We start from the raw sequence: 16455 nt of genomic DNA, 5'->3' as shown, positions 1-16455 counted from the left end.
GCGCATGGCAGAAAAGCAAGCCGGGCCCTTTAACCGATCATACAATCGACTCACACGCCGGCAATAATAAGGCCGCGCTGCCGGCCCACAACACGCCGAAAACCGACAACAGCGCCATGAGCCGCATGACGCCGGTCAGAAACGACTGGCTGATTTTCTGTGCCGTCTCATATCTGACCAGGCGCTGTATGATCTCGGGCTTGAAGACGACCAGCAGTAACGCTATCAAGGCTACAAGGGTGGCCGCAATGATAGCCGACTGCGCCCAAAAGGCCGCGCTGTTGCCTGTCAGCAGGCAAATGAAGTGATGGAGGGCGTAGACCATGCCGAAATGCACCCCCCAGATAAGAGGGCCGACCAGCGTGATCAGCAATACGCCGACCGATTCTCCGGAAAAAGGATGCTTCGATGCCGTCATAAAATCATCCTCGGGAAACCATGAATCAGCAGATGGCCGACCAGCGCCTGCCCTGCCGTGTAATAGAGCAGCAAACTGGTGTTTTCCAGCGTGGCTGCGCGCACCCGGTCGAGCTTGCCGGTAAAGTGCCTGGCGATCACAAACAGCGACATAACCAGCACGGCAAACACCAACTGCCCGTCTAAAATGCCGCCCATGTAGACCATGGCGCCATAGCTCGATGTCGTGGGCCTTAAGCCTGCCTGCCACTGGCACCAGAATTCCAGATACACGGCCAGCACGCTCAACAGCGCGCCGGACAAAATCAGCAGCGGCGTCCACAGCGGCTTATGGCCCGGCGCCGCCAAGGTCCTGTTCGCGATGGCAAACACGGCCGCGCTGGCTATGAACAGCGCGGCGCTCAAGGCTGGCCACTGTAAATCGGGCATAGCCTGCACGCTGTCAGGCCAGACCTTGGGCGATGCGCTCCAGATATACAGATAGGAAAACACATAAGCGAAATAAAGCGAGGCTGCGACCAGCATCAGAATCACCATGGCCCACCAGCCGTGGCCGATGGGGCCGGTGACGTAGATGGGCAGTTCAATTCCGCCGCCGATAGGCACCGGCCCCTTGCCCGGTCCTTTGTCCAGCTCCCACACCCAAGCCAGGCAGCACAGGATGGCCAAAGCTCCGCAAATGAGCGCCGGCACCACCACTTTGATAGTCAGCAGCAGAAAACAGGCCGCGGTAAAGACGGCGGTAAAGAAATGCATCCAGCCGTTGCCGGGCATTTGAATGATATATTGCGGCTTGCCATCAATGGTCGAAGTGATAATGGTTTCGCGGAAGCCAGTCGGGGCATCGGGCAGGTAATGCTCACCCGCCTCGACCTGCTCGGACAGGTTGGGCTGCGTCCATAAGGGCTCGCGGCTGGTCACGTGCGGAATGGTGCGCGTGGAATACAGGTCGGTCGGCAGCCACTCCAGCGTGCCGGCCTGCCAGGGATTGGTTTCCTCGCTCTGTCCGACCCGGAAGTTACGAATCAGATCGATGATGAAGACCAGCACGCCCAGGCCGATCAGGTAAGCGCCCAGTGTGGATACCATATTATAAGAACCCCAGCCTGATGCCTCGGAATAGGTCCAGACGCGGCGGGGCATGCCCAGCAGGCCGGAAATATGCATGGGCATGAAGGCGACGTTGAATCCGATAAAGAACAGCCAGAAGGACCATTTCCCCAGCCGCTCAGACAGCCTGCGCTTGCTGACCATGGGCGCCCAGTAATAAAAGGTCGCGAACAGCGGGAACACCATGCCGCCGACCAGGACATAATGCAGATGCGCGACGATGAAATAGGTGTCATGCGCCTGCCAGTCGAACGGCACCATGGCCACCATGACACCGGTCAGCCCGCCGACCGTGAAAATGAACAGCATGCCCAGCACATAAAGCGACGGCGTGGTCAGCCGGAACCTGCCTTTGGACGAGGCGATCGTGGCGATCCAGGAAAACACCTGGATGCCGGACGGCACGGCTACGGCCATGCTGGCCGCCGAAAAAAAGGCCAGACTCAGCGAAGGGATGCCGGTGGCGAACATATGATGCACCCACAGGCCGAAACTGAAAAAGGCCGTCGCGATCAGCGCCACGACGATCAGCCGGTAGCCGACCAGCGGCGTGCGCGCCATGGTCGGCACGATCATCGAAACCAGTCCGGCCGCCGGCAGGAAAATGATGTACACCTCCGGATGGCCGAAAAACCAGAACAGATGTTGCCACAGCAGCGGATCGCCGCCCTGTGCGGCAGTAAAAAAAGGCCAGCCGAACGAACGCTCGATTTCCAGAAACATAGTCGCGAGAATTACGGACGGGAACGCCAGCACGATCATGCCGGCAAACACCAGCATGGACCAGCCGAAAATGGGCAGCTTGTCGAGCGACATGCCGGGCGGCCGCGTCCGTAACGTGCCGACAATGATCTCGATAGCGCCCGCAATGGCCGAGATTTCGATGAACCCGATGCCTAACAGCCAGAAATCGGCATTGTCGCCGGGCGAAAAAGCCGTCAGCGTCAAGGGCGGATACATGAACCAGCCGCCTTTGGGCGCCAGGCCGTAAAAAACTGTGGAGAAAAACACCGAGCCGCCGATGATGTAGGCCCAGATGGCAAACGCGCTCAGGCGCGGAAACGGCAGGTCCCTTGCGGCCAGCATCTGTGGCAGCAATAGCACGCCTAAGGCCTCCATGGCCGGCACCGCGAACAGGAACATCATCGTCGTGCCGTGCACGGTGAACATCTGATTGTAGAGATCCTGGCTGACCAGCTCATTCTCGGGCACGGCCAGCTGCGTGCGCATGACCAGCGCCAAAAGTCCTGCCAGCACGAAAAAGGCAAAGGCGGCGCCCAGATAAAGCAGTCCCACGACGGTATTATTGACCGCCGTAATCCAGCGCCAGCCGGGCGGGGTTTCCCAAATGCGCAGCAGTTCTTCCTTTTCGCCCGGCGGCCGCGGCGAGCGGTTGGGCAGTGCAATTTCTTCGTCACTGATATTTGCCACTAACTCCCCCTCATGGAATAGAGCAAAAACATGCCGCCGGAATAAGCGACGAGAATGGCTGCCGAATCTATGCCCATACGCAAAAACGTGCGGTTGGCCCGCTCGACCAGCCCTACCAAAAACATGCCCGTGACCGCCAGCCCCAGCAAAGTTCCGATCGCGGTAAAATGCCCGACGCGCGACAGCACCGGCCCGCCATCCGAAAGCGCGTCAACGCCTAACAGCAGCGCCACATTGAAAGCGGTGGTGCCCAGAATATCGGAGATAGCCATTGTGTAGAGGCCGCGGCGCACGCTGGCAAATACCGTGCTCGCTTCCGGCAGCGACGTTGCGATAGACACCAGGGCAAAACCGACGAACGAGACTCCCAGTCCGGTCTGCCCGGCAATCACGTCCCCGACGGTTGCCACGATGAAGCCTGCAAACAGGATAGTCAGCGCGCTGATGAGAATTTTAACGATGAGCCAGGCCAGACTGTCGTCTATGAGAGGACGCTCGCTCTTCCCTCCATCAGGGCTGTGTTTCCTGCCGGAAATAATGTTGTCAGGATCATTGATCACCCAGGGGTGGTGTTTGTCGGCTTCATGGACTTTAATAAAACTGTAAATGGCCACTGTGAAAATCAACCACGACCCGACGCCGGCGCCGAGAAACGGCACATCGCCGACGAGAACGGTGATTGCGACGAAAGTCAGCAGACAGACATTAAACGCGCCCTGTAGCATCACCATGGGATTGGGGACGACCGATGTCAGCGCATCTTTACCGATAATAAAGTCGGCGACAGCCAGCAGCGCTACCTGCATGGCGATGCCGCCGAGCAGATTGTTGACGGCCAGCTCGGGATAGCCGCTGTAGGCGGCGGTAAAGCCGGTGGCAATCTCAGGTAGCGAGGTCACGCCGGCAAGCAGCAGCAGGCCCAGCATTGCCCGGCTAAGGCTGAAGCGCTCGGCCAGTTCATCGGCATAAACGGCGATTTTTGTCCCGGCGATCCAGACCGCGCCGGCGGCCGCTGCGAAGATCCACAGGTTGGTCGTCAGGTCGTAGCTACTGAAATTAAACATGGCGCTTACTCCAGACCGTTCAGATAAGCCGCCAAGGAACGAAGCTCATCTTCGGAAAAAAAGCCGAACGGCGGCATCAGGTTTTCCGGCTTAAGCTGCTGGTGCCAGCCGATCCAGCGGGCAAAATTTTCCGGCTTTTTCGGCAGAATGCCGGCGCCGAGCGACAGCCGGCCGCCGACATGCGTCAGGTCCGGCCCTACCGTGCCATTGGCTTGAGTACCGCGAACGGTATGGCAGCCGCCGCAGCCGCTGGCCAGGAACAGCCGTTCGCCTGCCTTGTCGGGTGCCGGCCTCGCATCGGCCTTTTCCTTGGCGAGCCAGGCATCATAGTCAGCCGGCGTCATCGCCATGGCGTAAAAAGCCATCAGCGCATGGGCACCGCCGCAGTATTCCGCGCACTGGCCGCGCACGACGCCAGGCTTGTCGGCGATGAAATGCAGGCGGTTGGTGTGGCCGGGGATCATATCGACCTTGCCTGCATAGGCCGGCAGCCAGAAACTGTGGATCACGTCCGCTGTCGTCAATTCGATTTCAACAGGACGGCCTGTAGGGATGCGGATTTCATTGGCGCTTTCCGTCGTGCGGCCATCGTCGTGCCGATAAATCACACGCCACCACCATTGCTCTCCGACCACGGCGATGCGCACCGGATTTTCGGCCTGAACCAGATCCTCCCCGACGCGCAATACCGAGAAGCCGTAAATCAGCAGCGCGCTCAAAGTCACGACCGGGAAGGCGATGCCGCCCAGCACCACGGTTTTTTCCCGGGTCAGCGTTTGGCGCCAACTGCCGGAGCCGGTGATGGCAACGAAGACCAGCGCGCACATGAGCACCGTGATCAGTGCGGCGGCAATGAACATGATCCACATCAGCAGTGAAATGCGCGATGCGACCGGCCCGAGGCCGACGAAGGCCGACTGCTCGCCCGCGCAGCCTGCCAGCGCCATCAGCACTACAATCACAAACGATTTTACGATGATCATGGCCGCGCCGCCTCTTCTGCGCTGCCTGAAAGGGCGTGCCCGCTCTGCGGCGGTTGGTTCGCGAAGAACGCCGCCGCAGCTTCAATCTGCTGATCTGTCAGCCGTCTGGCCACGACGGACATCATGGCGCCGTGCGGCGTCTGGTTGCGGCCGCCCCGGCGCCAGATCTGCAATTGCTGCCTGATATAAGGCTCGGACTGGCCGGCCAGGCGCGGATAATCTTCCCGCCCCTTGTCGCCGTGGCACGAGAGACAGGCCGGAATCCTGCGCTCCCGGTCGCCTTGCTCGGCCAGCCGGCGGCCCAGTTCGCGCAGTTCCGGAGAAGATGCTGCTGTCCGCTTGTGAGGAAAAGGCTTTAAGGCGGCGTAGTAGGCGGCCAGACGATCAATCTGCTCATCATCGAGATCGTCCGCCACCGGTTCCATGAAGCCGCTCTGCCGGAAATCGTCCCGATATTCCTGCAGCGCCCTTTTCAGATAAGCTTCATCCTGGCCGCCGAGGCGCGGTATGTGCAGGCTGGTAGGTGATGCGTCAGCGGTATCGTGGCAGCGGTTGCATGCAGTGAGATCGAGCCTGGGCCGGCCCTTGTGCACAAACTCCTGAGCGGAAGCGCTTGGTGTCTTGCTGTGGCCGCTGGCGTAGCGGTGGTAATCCGCTTTGGTCATTGACGGCATGGCTTCCAGGAAGGCTACCACTGCCCAGACTTCATCATCGCGGTCTCCGCCGCTCCAGGCCGGCATGCCGGTGAACTGAAGGCCGTGGCGCGCGATCCAGAACAGTTGTTCGCGGTTCCAGTAGCGCACATGCTTTTGCAGATCGGGAGGCGACGGCAACATATGATCGAAAACCGGGTTGACCGGCTGCCCCGGCGCGCCATGGCAGATGGCGCAGGTGCCTTGAAAGTGCGCGGCGCCCAGCGGCACCAGTTCGGCAAAGTCAAGCTCTGGTGGCACAATAGGTCTGCTGTTGACTTTGACCGAACGCTCCTTGCCAAACTGCAGAAACCATTCCATCCAGGCGGGATGGCCTGCGCTCGCCGCGATGTTGAAAATTCCGGAATAAGCGATAATGAAGGCAAGCGCAACGCCCGCGGCAAAAAGTCCGAGCCCCCAAAGCAGAAGAGAACGCCAATGTCGGGTTATCCAGGCCATCATGACATCCTTTCCGAAGCTGATGCCAAGGTCGTCAGCACCGCCGTTGGCACGACAGGGCTGGCCATGCGGCGCGAAAAAATTCCGTCATGGCAAAGTGCCAGAAATGCCGGCAGCGACAAGACCGCGAGTTCTACAAACGTAAACAACTTTGTGGGCTTGGCATGCATTCGTTGTTCCCCTTGTATCCAGGATTTTTCGCCGCCAAGAGAATACTGTTGTCTTTTCAAGGCCGGATTTTGCCGGCTCAATCAGTCCTTAGGCAGTTGGCAGCAGAGCATCAGGGCAATTGCATTGTTTTTTATATGACAATGGAAACGAGCCAAAGTGCGCCAGTTTGATCATCAGCTCGATATAGCCGGCTTGGGATTTACTGAACGCTTTAGCATCTGCTGGTCAATACAGCTAGGTAGATACCGTCTTGTTGCCCATTATGCAAGCGCAAAATTGGGGTCGAAAGGTTTATTCGATTTCAGGATGGCAAAGGCGATATGGACGAGTTTGCGCATTGAAGCACAGGCGATGGCCATGCCATTCTTGCCGCGTGCAGCCAAGCGTTCGCGGAAAAGGCGGATGACGGGATTGTGTCTTCCCGCGACCACGGCGGGCATGTATAGCTTCGCGCGCAACATCGGATCACCCATCTTGGAAATGCGGGTTTTGCCTTTCCACTTGCCGGATTCGTTCAAGGCGGGATTGAGTCCAGCAAAGGCGACAGCTTGCTTGGCGGTGGTGAAGCCGTAGTGATCGCTCAAAGCGACCATGAGGTGGGCAGAGGAGGCTTCGCCGATGCCAGGAATCGTTTCCAGCAAAGCGCGCCGGTGCCTGAGATCAGGGTCTTGATCGATAAGACGTTGAACGCGTTCGCGTGTGGTTTTAAGCGCCTGCTCCAGATGTGCCAAGACGGCTCTGATGGATTCGGCAATCGTGGGGTCAGCCGTATCCAGTCTGTTTTTCTCCATTTGCTGCATTTCCAGCAGGTCTTCGATCCGGCGTAATAAGGCTTGCAGTTCGCGGATATTGGCAGGTGGCGGCGTCCACAAAGGCGGTTTCTTTTCCTGGGCATACCGGGCGATCAGCTTGGCGTCAGCCTTGTCGGTCTTGATTCGGCTCAATTCGCTCTTGGCGAATCCCTTGATTCTGGCAGGATTGACGACAGCCACCGGATAGCCTGATTGGGCCAGGCATTCGGCCAGAGGGATGCTGTAGGCGCCAGTCGCTTCCATGCAAACCGAGGGCTTGACGCCGCCGAACGTCGTCAGCCAGACGATCAAAGCGGCAAAACCTTCCGGCGTGTTGTCGAATTTTTTATGCTTGTATTTGCCGTTCTCCAGGCGGGCAACATCGAATTTATGCTTGGCAATATCCACACCAACCGTCACTTGGGACATCTTTAAACACTCCAAAAAACTATATAAAATCAATAAGATCAATTTTAAGGCATACGCCTGGTTCAGCCTTAGATCATACAGGCTCTCCCGGCGAAACGGGAGCCTACGCATACCGTACGAACTTATGAGGCGGATGAGGGAAACGGAGAGCGAAATCTACGCAGCAGGCTCGAAGCCTCAGGGTACGCCCGGCTTCTCCGCTTCCCGCCCGGTGATCAGCCGGGGATTTTATCCCTAATTGGGTAAAATCGAGATATAAGGGTACGCACCGCGTACCTTTTTAAAAATTGAAAATTGTTGGTATTGAGTAAGGTACGCGATGCGTACCCTACAGAGCCGCTTTTAAAAAATTTGTTTCATGGAGGACTTGATAATGTCAACCGAATCCGGGTCGCCCTTCAGGATAGCCGAGGCATAGGCTTTGGCTTGCTTGAAAGTGATGTGCGGCGGCAGAGGCGGCACGTCGGGGTCGGCATAGGCTTCCAGCACGACCGGACGGTCGGCGCTGAGCGCGCGCTCCCAGGCATCGGCCAGCTGTTCAGGCTGATCGACGCGTATGCCCATGAGGCCGATCAGTTCAGCCAGACGCGCATAAGGGAAATCGGGCACGTCCTGCGAGGCTTCGAATTTCGGATCGCCTTCCATCGCACGCTGCTCCCAGGTTACCTGGTTCAGGTCGCGGTTGTTCAGGACCATCACGATCAGGCGCGGGTCGCGCCAGCGCTGCCAGTATTTGCCGATCGTGACCAGTTCGTTCATGCCCAGCATCTGCATGGCGCCGTCGCCGACCAGCGCAATGACTACCCGATCGGGATGAGCAAATTTGGCCGCCATCGCATAAGGCACCGCGCAGCCCATGGTCGCAAGGCCGCCGGACACCGAAGCCATCATGCCTTGGCGGATTTTCAGGTTGCGCGCGTACCAGTTGGTGACGGAACCGGAATCGCTGGTGAGTATGCAATAGTCGGGCAGGCGCGGCGACAGCTCCGAAAAGACGCGCTGCGGATTGATCGGGTCCGCTTCCTCCATGGCCCGCTCCTCCAGCGTTTCCCACCATTTAGCCACATTTTTCTCGATCCGCTCGCGCCAGTCGCGGTCTTCTTTGCGATGCAGCAATGGAATCAGCAACCGGAGCGTCTCGGCGCTGTCGCCGACCAGATTCACTTCCATCGGGTAGCGGATGCTGAGCATGCGGCCGTTGATGTCGATCTGCACGCCGCGCGCCTGGCCTTCCTCGGGCAGGAATTCGGAATAGGGAAAGCTCGAGCCGACCATCAGCAGCGTGTCGCAGTCGGCCATCATCTCATAGCTGGGCCGGGTGCCCAGCAGGCCGATGGAGCCGGTCACATAGGGCAGATCGTCGGGTACGGCGGCTTTGCCCAGCAATGCCTTGGCAATGCCGGCTCCGAGCAGATCGGCCACCTCGACGATCTCGGCCGTGGCATCCAGCGCGCCGGCGCCGACCAGCATCGCGACCTTTTCACCAGTGTTCAGAATGTCGGCGGCGCGCTGCAATTCATCGGCTTGCGGCACGGTGCGCGGGGCCTGATAGCCGAGTCCCGAATAGACGGTGCCATGCGCGCGCGGCGGTTTTTCGGCATCCATTTCCTGTATATCGTTAGGGATAATGAGACAGCAGACGCTGCGTTCCGATTGGGCGATGCGCATGGCGCGGTCGACCATGTGGCGTATCTGCGCCGGTGTCGACACCATATGCACGTACTCATGCGCGACATCCTTGAACAACGATACGAGGTCGACTTCCTGCTGGTAATTGGCGCCCAGGGCGGTGCGCTTCTGCTGACCGACGATCGCGACCACGGGCTGATGATCGAGCTTGGCGTCGTACAGACCGTTCAGCAGATGAATGGCGCCAGGGCCCGAGGTGGCGACGCAGACGCCGACTTCGCCGGTGAATTTGGCGTGTGCGCAGGCCATGAAGGCGGCTGTCTCCTCATGGCGCACCTGGACAAAATCCATCCAGTCCGAAGCCCGGTTCAGGGCGCCGAACACGCCGTTAATGCCGTCGCCCGGATAGCCGAAAATGCGTTTGACGCCCCATTCGGACAAGCGGCGCAATAAAAAATCGCTGACGTTTTCTTTCATGTTCCCGCCTCTGCATGGGGATGGGGTTTGCAGTCGGTATGTCCGCAGCCGCAGACATCGGAGCCGACGATGTTTTCGCAAAACTCGCTGCAATATTGTTCGCCCGGCCGCGCCGGACAATTACAGCCGGGATGGGCGCATTTGCGGGGCGTATTTTTATCGGGCTGGTCTTTCTTGGTCGTGGTCATGTCATTCTCCTGATCGCTTTTGTTTTTTAATAGCTTACGTATCGACTTTGCGCAGTTATGTGCGCTAGCGAGCTTATGCCAATATTTTTTTATCTGGCATGCGGCCGGCCGGCTGATTAAAATGCTTCGGATTAGGTTTGAACGATAAAAAAACTGCCGCTTACAAGAAAGGTGAATGCCATGAAAAAATCAGTCCTGCAGTTGTTTATTCCCACATCGTGCGTTCTTGCGCCGGTTTCTGCCTGGGCGCATATGGGCGTCCATGAAATGATGGGGCGGGCTTCCGGCTTCATTCATCCTATAACTGGCGCCGATCACGTGCTTGCCATGGTTGCGGTGGGATTGTGGGCCGTGCAGCAGGGCGGGCGGGCGCTATGGGCCGTGCCCGTCGCGTTTGTAGCCATGATGATGGCCGGCGGCATGCTCGGCCTTGCAGGCGTAGCCCTGCCTTATGCTGAGCAGGGTATCCTGATGTCGGTGCTGGTTCTGGGCGCGGTGGTTGCTGGTGCTTTTGAGATGTCTCTGGCGTTCAGCGCGAGCATGGTCGGTGTTTTTGCGCTGTGCCACGGTTATATGCATGGCGTTGAAATGCCATCGGCAGCCAATGCGGTTCCCTATAGTCTGGGTTTTGTGTTAGCGACGGTATTGCTGCATGTTGCCGGCATGTCCATGGGCGTTATCCTGAGAAAACTCAGTACAGAAAAAGCGATGCGTTTGGCCGGCGGTGCAATAACGCTTGGCGGCATTTACCTGAGCATTGGCTGAATCGCACTCTTTAACCGATGATCAGTAGAACGAGGCTGCATAAAATGATAAAGTTCAAGATTTATCGTGGCCAGCCTTAAGGTTTTTCCGGTTGCCTGAATAGCCGATTAGAAATTTAACTATTACGACTCAAATTTATGAAAACGTTTATCTTCACAAGAAATCTCTTTTTTGCGGCCCTGACCGGCACTGTTCTGGCATTGTCTATGGCGGGCTGTTCGGATGATAAGGAAGAACAAAAGCCGGCCAGCGCCGAAGTGCATAATCCTTTTGACCATTCGCATGATGTGGTCGTGACCGATGTTCAGAAACATACTTTCGAGCATCAGTTTGCGGACCAATGCGTAGAGAGAGAGCTGAAAAATTCAATCAATAAAGAGTCCGACAAAGGGCGGCTCGAAGATGCCTGCATGTGTATCGCGACTTTCTTAATGAAAGACTTGACGGCCGATGAAGCCAAGAAATTTATCACCGAGCATAAAAATACCCAGTCTTTGGTGATCAAGTATGAAAGCGCAGCTTACCACTGTCTGCAGGAGAAAGCCCAGCCTAAAGGACCGCAGTTGTTTAATAGAAAACAGTAAAAGGCTGAGATTGATGGGGCGGATTGATCCGCCCCTTTAATGCTATGTTTTAGGCGATTATCGTAATAATCGTTTTTTCGGCCCATTCTTTCAGGATTGTCAGGCCGCCTTCCATGATCAGGGCCGGATCGGGATGATTGGCTTCCTGAACCACTTGTTTTAAGTAATCTTCAGCATTCAGCCCTTCATTTTCCTGAATCAGTTGCAGCAGTCTGTAAGTGATGCCCGTGATCTGGGAGAAATGCACCTCATCGTCGATATTGCGGTAAACGATCAGAAATGTTGGTTGATCCGGCGGCACCGTCGGCAGGAAATCGGGCGATATCTGATGGACCGGGTATTGATAAGCCAGTGGCCAAGCCAGCGGAGACAAGGCGATGCGCTTGTAGAGCAGCGCGTCGATGTCATCGCGGCTATTGGCGACCACCTCCACTTTGGCTATCGCCAAGGCGGTTTCCACCCATTCGTAATGCGCCAGTTCGAGCAGAAATGGCAAATCTTCAGGATTGTCGCGTTCGTTCTGCAAGTAATCGAGAAATTCTTCCGGGATTTCGGAAAAATAGGGTGACTGGCAGCGGTGACTGGCGAAAAAATCCTGCGCCAGGGCGAACCATTGCTTGTCATCAAGAATCTCGCGCAGAACCGGAAAACTGCTGGACAGAAAGCTCTCGACATTGTTGAAGAACAGCTCGCGGTACATGGTCATGCGCTGAGCCTTGACATCGGCCGGCGCGGGATTGTTTTCGGGGTCCCTGATATAAGCCGCAAATTCCAGTTGCTTGGCTTTGAAGTCGACGCGGCCGGCAGTTTCAGGCTGACTGTTTTTCATGCTGACTTTTCCAGGCGTTTTGTATCAACCGGATGGTGCGGACTTCCTTTACCAGTTCTTTTAAAGGCGGAATGTTGAAATCCCGCTCCAGCAGCGTTGGGAATACGCCGTAAAGCTCGTAGGCTTTGCCCAGCAGCTTCCAGACCGGATCGATGATGTCGGCGCCATGCGTGTCGACCAGAAAATCCTCGGCTTCGACATAGTGCCCGGCAATATGCGCATAAGCGATGCGGTCGGCCGGAATCGCTTTCAGGAACGATTCGGCGTCATAGCCGTGATTGACGCTGTTCACATAAATATTGTTGATGTCGATCAGCACGTCGCAGTCCGCTTCAGCAACGACGGCATTGAAAAAGTCTATTTCAGACATTTCCTGGCCCGGCGCGGCGTAATAGGAGATATTTTCGATGGCGATTCTTTGCTCCAGAATGTCCTGAACGCGCCGGATGCGCGACGCGACGTGCGAGACGGCTTCCGAGGTGAACGGCATGGGCATCAGGTCGTACAGATGACCTTCGTTGCTGCAGTAGCTCAAGTGTTCGCTGTAGAATTTGATCTGGTGCTCGGCCATGAAGTTTTTGACTTCACGCACGAATTTCTCGTCGAGCGGATCGGTGCTGCCTATCGATAAGGACAAACCGTGGCAGACAAAGTCAAAGCGTTCGGTCATGGCCCGAAACTGCTTGCCCAGCTTGCCGCCTATCGTGATCCAGTTTTCCGGCGCGACTTCATAAAAGTCGACGGCTTTGGGCGGATTTTCGACGATTTCAGTTAAAAAGGATCGGCGCAGGCCCATGCCAGCGCCATGCACGAGATTTAGCGTTGTGTCCATAAGAACACCTGTGTATTGGATTAAAGCGGGAGGGCATGACGGTTGGTCATGCCCTCTTTTGGCAGTCAGGGCAGGGTTGTGCCTGCCTCAAGGCTTATTCGCCGGCTGCGTCTTTAGGGCTGACTTTTTGCTGGCCTGTGCCTTTAGCGTCAGTGCCTTTTTGCATGGCGCCGCAAGCGCCCTCTTTGCCTTTCATCATAGCGCCGCACATGCCTTCCATGCCTTTTTTCATTTTGCCGCCTTCCATCATGCCGCCGCACATGCCTTCGCCGCATTTGCCTTCTGCCGCCTTATTGGCTGGCTTTGCAGCGGGTTTGTTGCCGGCGCAAGCACCTTCCACAGTTTTAGGCGCTGCTTTCATGGCGCCGCCGCATTTGCCTTCGCCGCATGAGCCTTCTTTCATGCCGGACTTGGCAGTGTCGGCTGCAGCCAATTGCATGTAGCCGCTGTTCATGTCGTTCATGGCGAAAGGGCTGGCTTCTGCATGAGCCGCTGTTACAGCCAGAGTGGACAGGACTGCGGTCCCCATAGCCGCGGCGAAAGGTGATTTATTAATTTTTTTCATATTGACTCCCGTGTATTATAAAAAATGAATCATAAGCATCGAGTGCAGCTTATGATATCAAGCACAAATGAACAAATGATGAATATCGGCTTGTCCAAATTTTGAACATCTAGAGACTATACAGCCTTATCTAAGTTCCTGCCACTGAGTTTTTAGCTAATAAGTCGTTTTATGCGGATATTCGCACAAGTCCTGAATGACACAGTTGGGGCAGAGCGGTTTTCTGGCGATGCAGGTATAACGGCCGTGCAGTATCAATAAATGATGGGCATCTTTTTTATGTTGCTTGGGTACCCATTTTTCGAGCTTTTGCTCCACTTCCCGCACATTCTTGCCAGGCGCGATGCCGGTGCGGTTGGCGACGCGGAAGATGTGCGTGTCGACCGCAATGACGTGCTGTCCGAAAGCGGTGTTCAGCATGACATTGGCTGTTTTTCTGCCGACGCCGGCCAACGCTTCCAGTTCCTCGCGCGTTTGCGGCACCTGACCTTCATGCCTCTCGAGCAGTTGCTGGCAGAGCGTGATGATATTGGCGGCTTTGGTTCGGTATAAGTTGATGGTCTTGATGTAGTCCTTCAGTTCCTCCACGCCCAGCGCCAGGATCGCTTCCGGCGTATTGGCGACAGGAAACAGCTTGGCCGTGGCTTTGTTGACGCCTTTGTCGGTCGCTTGGGCCGACAGTACGACCGCGATCAGCAACTCGAAAGGCGTCGTATACTGGAGTTCGGTCTTGGGCTCGGGGATGGCTTCAGCCAAACGATCAAAAATGGCGCGGCGTTTTTCAGCGTTCATAGCTTGGCCGGTTTCAGTTTGAGTAAAGCTTCTTTTTTCTTGCGCGCGCGTTCGGCTTTTTCTGCTTCGTCCTGGACCAGGCGCTGACTGCGCACTTCATAGCGCCGCATGGCTTTTTGCGCCTGCGCGGATTTCTGCTCCAGCGTCGGCTGCGGCTCTACAGGCTTCATGACGATGCAGTCGACCGGGCAGGGCGCGATGCAAAGTTCGCAGCCCGTACATTCCGAAGCGATGACCGTATGCATGAATTTTGCCGCACCCAAAATCGCATCGACCGGGCAGGCCGCGATGCATTTGGTGCAGCCGATGCAGTCTTCTTCGATAATGAAGGCGACCTGTTTGGGCTTATGGCGGCCAAATTGCGTATTGAGCGGCTTGGCCGGCACGCCCAGCAGACGCGCGATCTCGACGATGCCTTCGTCACCGCCGGGCGGGCATTGGTTGATGTCGGCCTGGCCGCTGGCGATAGCTTCGGCGTAAGGCTTACAGCCTTTGAAACCGCATTGGCCGCATTGGGTTTGCGGCAGTAAAGCGTTTATTTGGTCAATCACGGTTTTGTTTAATTACCCTCCAACATCGCTGCGACATCGTTTTCGACCTTATCTATGCCTTTCAGCGCAAATTGCTCGACCAGCCAGTCCTTGATTTTGGCTGAGAAAAACGGCGGCAGAGTCGGGCCCAGACGTACGTTTTTAACATTCAGCGCCAGCAGACCCAGCGTCATCAGGATGGTTTTTTGTTCATACCAGGCGATATTGAAAGACACCGGCAGCGCGTTGAGGTCGGCAAAGCCCAAAGCCTGCTGCAGATCCTTCAGGAATACGACCAATGAATAAAAGTCATTGCTCTGGCCGGCGTCCAGCAGGCGCGGAATGCCGTTGATATCGCCGAAAACCAGCGTGTTGAAGCGGTATTTGGTATCGCCCGCGGTCAGGATCAACGTATCCTGAGGCAGCAACTCGGCAATCTGCGCGTAATAGCGGCGCTCCTTGTGGCGGCCATCGGCGCCGGCCAGCACGACCAGGCGCCGGATGGAACCGTCCTTGATGCCGGCGGCGATCGAGTCCAGATAGCTGTGCAGCGATTGATGTGCATAACCGAGCGTGGTCGTGTTGTCGCTGAGCTGGCTGGGCGGCTCGCACTGCCGGGCCTGTTCGATCAGCGCGCTGAAATCCTTGCGCTGGCCGGGCTTGCGGTCGGCGATATGCGGTATATCGGGCCAGCCGACCATGCCGGTTGTGTAAATCTTGTCTTTGTACTTGTCTTTCTGCTGCTGGATGCTGTTGGTCGTGATCAGGATCGGGCCGTTGAATTTCTGGAAATCGGTCCGCTGTTCCTGCCAGGCATCGCCGAAGTTGCCGGCCAGATTGAAGTATTTTTTCAGCGCCGGGTAAGCGTGCGCGGCAATGGCCTCGCCGTGCGTATAAACGTCGACGTCGGTGCCGGCGGTCTGTTCCAGCAAGTCTTCGATATCGCGCAGATCGTGGCCTGAAACCAGGATGCCCGGTTTGTCCCAGCTGTCGAAATAGACCTTGGTCGGAACCGGATCGCCGAAGCGCGCGGTATTGGCCTTGTCGAGCAGGGCAAAAGCGGCCATGCCGAGTTCGCCGCATTTCAGGTTCATGGCCATGAGGTCGTCGAAAGAACTATCGGCTTTCAGGCTGAATGCCAGCGCCTCGTGCATGAAGGCATACAATTGGTCATCGGAAAAATCCAGTGCTTCGGCGTGTTCGATCAATGAGGCCAGGCCCTTCAGGCCGTATACCAGCAATTCTCGCAGGGCATGGCAGTCGGTATCCAGCGCGGGAATCTGCGTGACGCCGACGGCTTCACCTTGCGCCACAAAAGCCGCTTCCGAAACGTCCGTATACTGCCAGGCCGCCTCTTCAGGCACGGGCTCGCTGAAAGGCGCGCCGTTCTTTTCTTCAAACGCAGCGTTAAACTGATGGCGCAGATGGTTACGGCGCTGCACGGTCTCCTGTATCAGGGATACGAAAACGGCCGGATCGAAATTGACATTGGTTACAGTCGAATACAGCGCCCGGGCCGTGAACCGGTCGTTTCTGGCATCGCGTATGCCCAGTTGCCCTGCGTGATGCGCATAAAACGACAAGCCTTTCAGCACATACACCAGTAAGTCCTGGAGACTGGCCACATCCTCTTTCTTGCCGCAGATGCCGGCCGAATCGCAGGCAACGTTTTTTTTGGCTTCCTGACAGTGGTAACAAAACATTATCTAACTCTCTT

17 protein-coding genes are annotated in these 16455 nt (G+C 56.7%); 3 read left to right on the top strand and 14 right to left on the bottom strand.

Features of this window, described 5'->3' with window-relative positions:
- Positions 1–37 precede the first annotated feature (37 nt).
- From ACTNE6_RS18280 to ACTNE6_RS18260, 5 genes are read right to left on the bottom strand one after another with little or no spacing between them, the layout of a single operon-like run.
- Positions 38–418, bottom strand: coding sequence for a hypothetical protein (locus ACTNE6_RS18280; protein ID WP_442497765.1), 381 nt, complete (start codon positions 416–418; stop codon positions 38–40).
- Positions 415–2958, bottom strand: a complete 2544-nt coding sequence (gene ctaD / locus ACTNE6_RS18275) for a cytochrome c oxidase subunit I (RefSeq protein ID WP_442497764.1) — start codon at positions 2956–2958, stop codon at positions 415–417. The genes ACTNE6_RS18280 and ctaD overlap by 4 nt, the downstream gene beginning before the upstream one ends.
- Positions 2958–4022, bottom strand: a complete 1065-nt coding sequence (locus tag ACTNE6_RS18270; RefSeq protein WP_442497763.1) for a sodium:calcium antiporter — start codon at positions 4020–4022, stop codon at positions 2958–2960. The genes ctaD and ACTNE6_RS18270 overlap by 1 nt, the downstream gene beginning before the upstream one ends.
- Before the next feature lie 5 nt (positions 4023–4027).
- A complete protein-coding gene (coxB, locus tag ACTNE6_RS18265) occupies positions 4028–5005 on the bottom strand; it encodes a cytochrome c oxidase subunit II (RefSeq protein WP_442497762.1) in 978 nt (325 codons plus the stop codon).
- Entirely contained in the window at positions 5002–6159 is a 1158-nt protein-coding gene (locus tag ACTNE6_RS18260) for a c-type cytochrome (RefSeq protein ID WP_442497761.1), read from the bottom strand. Before ACTNE6_RS18260 ends, coxB begins: the two co-directional genes overlap by 4 nt.
- Here ACTNE6_RS18260 and ACTNE6_RS18255 point away from each other — a divergent pair.
- Positions 6136–6465 (top strand): hypothetical protein, encoded by a 330-nt coding sequence (locus ACTNE6_RS18255; protein WP_442497760.1) that lies wholly within the window; start codon positions 6136–6138, stop codon positions 6463–6465. The two genes, ACTNE6_RS18260 and ACTNE6_RS18255, sit on opposite strands and share 24 nt — an antisense overlap.
- Before the next feature lie 122 nt (positions 6466–6587).
- Here ACTNE6_RS18255 and ACTNE6_RS18250 read toward each other — a convergent pair whose 3' ends face one another.
- The 3 genes from ACTNE6_RS18250 to ACTNE6_RS18240 form a co-directional block, all read right to left on the bottom strand.
- Complete coding sequence (locus ACTNE6_RS18250; RefSeq protein ID WP_194971213.1) at positions 6588–7547, bottom strand: IS110 family transposase; 960 nt, start codon at positions 7545–7547, stop codon at positions 6588–6590.
- Between the two features lie 342 nt (positions 7548–7889).
- The gene (locus ACTNE6_RS18245; RefSeq protein WP_442497759.1) at positions 7890–9653 is read right to left on the bottom strand and encodes a thiamine pyrophosphate-requiring protein; all 1764 of its coding nucleotides are present in this window, start codon (positions 9651–9653) and stop codon (positions 7890–7892) included.
- Complete coding sequence (locus ACTNE6_RS18240) at positions 9650–9841, bottom strand: hypothetical protein (protein WP_442497758.1); 192 nt, start codon at positions 9839–9841, stop codon at positions 9650–9652. Before ACTNE6_RS18240 ends, ACTNE6_RS18245 begins: the two co-directional genes overlap by 4 nt.
- Before the next feature lie 180 nt (positions 9842–10021).
- Between ACTNE6_RS18240 and ACTNE6_RS18235 the strand changes: the two genes are divergently transcribed.
- The gene (locus ACTNE6_RS18235) at positions 10022–10606 is read left to right on the top strand and encodes a HupE/UreJ family protein (protein WP_442497757.1); all 585 of its coding nucleotides are present in this window, start codon (positions 10022–10024) and stop codon (positions 10604–10606) included.
- Positions 10607–10743: 137 nt separating this feature from the next.
- Positions 10744–11190: a hypothetical protein gene (locus ACTNE6_RS18230; RefSeq protein WP_442497756.1), complete on the top strand. Its 447-nt coding sequence runs from the start codon at positions 10744–10746 to the stop codon at positions 11188–11190.
- Between the two features lie 49 nt (positions 11191–11239).
- Here the strand turns inward: ACTNE6_RS18230 and ACTNE6_RS18225 are convergent, their stop codons facing one another.
- From ACTNE6_RS18225 to hcp, 6 genes are all read right to left on the bottom strand, one after another.
- Entirely contained in the window at positions 11240–12019 is a 780-nt protein-coding gene (locus ACTNE6_RS18225) for an HvfC family RiPP maturation protein (RefSeq protein WP_442497755.1), read from the bottom strand.
- Positions 12000–12851 (bottom strand): HvfB family MNIO-type RiPP peptide maturase, encoded by an 852-nt coding sequence (locus ACTNE6_RS18220; RefSeq protein ID WP_442497754.1) that lies wholly within the window; start codon positions 12849–12851, stop codon positions 12000–12002. Before ACTNE6_RS18220 ends, ACTNE6_RS18225 begins: the two co-directional genes overlap by 20 nt.
- 94 nt (positions 12852–12945) lie before the next feature.
- Positions 12946–13416, bottom strand: a complete 471-nt coding sequence (locus ACTNE6_RS18215; protein ID WP_442497753.1) for a hypothetical protein — start codon at positions 13414–13416, stop codon at positions 12946–12948.
- Between the two features lie 156 nt (positions 13417–13572).
- Entirely contained in the window at positions 13573–14208 is a 636-nt protein-coding gene (gene nth, locus ACTNE6_RS18210; RefSeq protein ID WP_434484647.1) for an endonuclease III, read from the bottom strand.
- Positions 14205–14759: an electron transport complex subunit RsxB gene (gene rsxB / locus ACTNE6_RS18205; RefSeq protein ID WP_442497752.1), complete on the bottom strand. Its 555-nt coding sequence runs from the start codon at positions 14757–14759 to the stop codon at positions 14205–14207. The genes nth and rsxB overlap by 4 nt, the downstream gene beginning before the upstream one ends.
- A gap of 8 nt (positions 14760–14767) precedes the next feature.
- Complete coding sequence (gene hcp / locus ACTNE6_RS18200; RefSeq protein ID WP_442497751.1) at positions 14768–16441, bottom strand: hydroxylamine reductase; 1674 nt, start codon at positions 16439–16441, stop codon at positions 14768–14770.
- Between the last annotated feature and the right edge of the window lie 14 nt (positions 16442–16455).

The sequence above is a fragment of the Methylobacter sp. sgz302048 genome (assembly GCF_052162025.1).
In the GTDB taxonomy this organism is placed as follows: Bacteria; Pseudomonadota; Gammaproteobacteria; order Methylococcales; family Methylomonadaceae; genus Methylobacter.
The sequence above is the reverse complement of the archived record's forward strand: the minus strand, read 5'-3'. Positions and strand labels throughout refer to the sequence as shown.